This is a genomic window from Hoeflea sp., from assembly GCF_039975035.1.
Lineage (GTDB): Bacteria > Pseudomonadota > Alphaproteobacteria > Rhizobiales > Rhizobiaceae > Hoeflea.
On sequence record NZ_JBDWHW010000062.1, the window covers coordinates 1 to 3058 of the forward strand.

The following is a 3058-nucleotide window of genomic DNA, read 5'->3' on the forward strand; positions in this document are numbered from 1 at the left end:
CGAGCCATTCGGGCGTCGAAGACCGATACGATGTGTTCGATACCGGCCCGCTGGGCGGCTTCAACCATCCCGCACAAAAGCTCGACGGTGATTCGGTTGACCAGGTGGTTCGCTTCTGCACGATCCCTCGCCTCGAAGATCTGCGGATTGACCGCAAAACGTGAGCTTTCCCAGATCAATGGACTTTCGACCGTACCACCAGGCATCAGTACGGAAAACACGTCTCTGAGCATGTTGGGGCCAGTCGTGGCGAGCAGACGCACAGCGCCACGAAGCTGTCCTGACCTTTCATCGAGCGACAGAAGGTAGAGAGGGTCTTCGGAATCAAACCGGTCGATCTCCCGGCCGTTTTCGACTTTGACGTCCCAGCCGAGGCGACCAGAAAAAACTTCGGCCCGCATGCAGAACATTTCGTCGAACAGTTCGGGATACTTGTCCTGATCGGCACTTTCGACTGCAAATATCATGATGGTGGTCTCCGTTCATTAATTGATGACGGAGACACCAGTTATCGGCTGGGTTTCGAGAAGAACATCCGGTCCAACAGCTGGGTTTACAAGGGATCGAAGAGCAGCCCCGCTCTATGAGCGATTGAAACGGCATGGGTATTGCTGGTGGCATGGAGCTTGTGGCGGGCGCTCTCCAGATAGCAGCGCACGGTGTGCTGCGACAGGCAGAGAATTACAGCGCATTCCCAGGCCGTCTTGCCCTCGGCGATCCATTGCAGGCATTCCAGTTCACGCGGAGAAAGAACTGCAGGTTCGCTCGCATGTCCCTCGATGCCAAGCACACGATCGTGGATGTGCATCGCAAGGACCTGGAAGTCACGCATATAGAGAAGCTTCGCGCTCGCCCAGTCGCGGGCGGAAATATCTGACGTCACGGAGAACAAGGCACGGTCGCCGCAGCGACCGTGCACTGGAACTGTCAGTCCGCGGAGCCCGATACCGAATTCGCCGGCTTCACCAAAAAAGGTCTTCAGCCGCCCCGTCGGATTTCCAAACTCGTCCCAATCAAGGGGAAGCATACGGCGAAAGCCAAGACGAACAACTGGATCGACATCGACATACTGCCGGTTCTTGTAGTGTGCGACCCACTCGGGAGGATAGGTTACGGCGAGATAGGGATCGATCTCATTTTGACCAGAAACGCCGACACCAAAATACGCAATGGTATTCAATGCGTATCGGGAGGCCACGTCTTTCAGGAACTCGATTGTCGAGTTTCGGTCAGCAACATCTGAAATTTGTGAGAGTGCGCCCATCAAATCGGAATCTGCGATATTCTCCAACGTCCTACCTTTCCCGAAACCTTAGATTCGGGTGCAATATTTTCAAATTGAGTCAAATATGCAATCCCTAGTTGTCGAAATGATCGAATTCTAGATCGTCAGCTTCCGGGCGTTGTTTGATGGGGAATCCTGTCAGGTATTAAAGGCGATTACGAGCGGCACGCCGAACAGTGACGCCCAGGCCAGGGCGGCCGCCTTCTGGATAGCGACGATGTTGGTGTCGCCGGTCCACCAGCCATTGCCGGTTGCCACGATTACGCTCGGTTCGTAGAACATCGACTGCAGGACCGGCCAAACCAAGAGTTGCTCGTAGCAGATCAGGGGAGCGACGAGCGTCCCGGCAAATCTGCCGGTAGGTTTTCCAAAGATTTGGGCCCTCGCGCCACCCGATGCCCAGGGTTGCCACATCGAAACCGGCACCGGCATGCGCTCGCGGTAGACGATGTGCGCGCCCTTCCCAGACACCTCGATCATCACATTGTCATAGCCCATAGCTCCAACAATGACCGCACCTCCGTTCACCGTCACATCAAGGTCCTGAAGCGCGCTGACCCAGAGGTGTTCGGTGGTTGGCGTCCAGATCCCGAATGCGCTTTCGGGGAGAGCGATGTTTTTCGCGCCGGCCTTCGCGGCGTCCTGTACCAAAGCTAACGTGGCAAGATGCTGCGCATAATCTGCATGTTGACCGGGAGAGGTATAACTGAAGTGCGTGTCGATGCCGATCCAGCCTTCTGGTGGACCAGGCTCGCTCCAGCCCTTAGCTGACAGTGCGACAAAGGCACCAACGATAAGAGCAACGATCGGCCATGCCCGCGTCGTCATCGCAGATAAGGTGTGAGCCATGGCTATCAATCCGAACCAGCCGAGGTCCGGGAACAAGACACCAGCGGCCGTGATCGGGTTCGCCCAACCGGTGATGCCAAAAGGCGGAACGCTCATCAGGATCCATGCAAGCGCGTAACGCAAGGGTTTGCGCCACCCGGACTTCGATGTCCAAATCAAGCTGTGCACGAGGACGAAAAGAACCGAGGCCGTGAGCCATAGACCGAGCCCGACCCACATATCACTCGCATAGAAGATTGAGACGCCAACAGGCAGCCCGCGCGACGCTGCAAGGAAATAGGCCAGCGCCACCAAGCCTGCAACGAACCGGTTGGGTGCAAACGCCCAGAGCGTCGGAAACAAGACAGCAGCGGGCAAGGCCAGCACTTCGCCACTCCAGGCAATCGCGCCGACAACGGCACTGCCTGCGATAAAGCTCAGGCAAACCAGGCCGTCACGGAACGAAGGTAAGGATGGGCGTCGCCAGCCCGAGAACACCATCGGCCGGGATCGGCCCGAAATATCGTGAGTCATAGGAACCTTTGAATGGTGAGTGGAGAAACAGAAACCCTGGCGGCACTACACCCCCGGCGTAGGGCGTTATCGGCCTGCCCGAACCATCGTTTGGCTGGACCGCGGATCGCTGCAAATTCACTCCGTCGATCACGACAGACGCGCCGATTTCAATCGACTGTCCGGGGAGTGCAACAACGGTCTTGATCAACGGACTAAGCCAGCCCGGGCAAAAGCCACGGCGCAGATATCCACGCTCACGGGCCCGTCGAAACTCTTCGGTTAGTGGCGGACAGATGAAGATGCGATCCCCGACGCGAGTAGCGCGGTTCAATGGCGCGATCCGCCAGAGCCCGAGCGGATAGCTCGGCGTCAGGTTGACCCGGAATCCTGCCTCGGATCCCGCGCCAAACAGAATCGCCGGAAGACAAA

At 57.4% G+C, this 3058-nt stretch carries 4 protein-coding genes; all 4 read right to left on the minus strand.

The annotated features are described in order from the left end of the window. On the minus strand, window positions 1-467 hold a 467-nt coding region (locus ABJN75_RS04770; protein WP_348437373.1), incomplete at its 3' end, for an acyl-homoserine-lactone synthase. Window positions 468-553: 86 nt separating this feature from the next. Beyond that, window positions 554-1291, minus strand: a complete 738-nt coding sequence (locus ABJN75_RS04775; RefSeq protein ID WP_348437375.1) for a LuxR family transcriptional regulator — start codon at window positions 1289-1291, stop codon at window positions 554-556. A gap of 132 nt (window positions 1292-1423) precedes the next feature. Next, window positions 1424-2614 (minus strand): conjugal transfer protein TraB, encoded by a 1191-nt coding sequence (locus tag ABJN75_RS04780; RefSeq protein WP_348437376.1) that lies wholly within the window; start codon window positions 2612-2614, stop codon window positions 1424-1426. Further along, window positions 2568-3044 carry a conjugative transfer signal peptidase TraF gene (gene traF / locus ABJN75_RS04785; RefSeq protein ID WP_348437378.1) on the minus strand — a complete coding sequence of 159 codons (477 nt, stop codon included), beginning with the start codon at window positions 3042-3044 and terminating at the stop codon, window positions 2568-2570. The genes ABJN75_RS04780 and traF overlap by 47 nt, the downstream gene beginning before the upstream one ends. Window positions 3045-3058: the final 14 nt, after the last annotated feature.

Coding starts and splice junctions, on each gene's coding strand:
- ABJN75_RS04780 (WP_348437376.1), bottom strand. CDS start 2,614: ATGGTGTTCTCGGGCTGGCGACGCCCATCCTTACCTTCGTTCCGTGAC.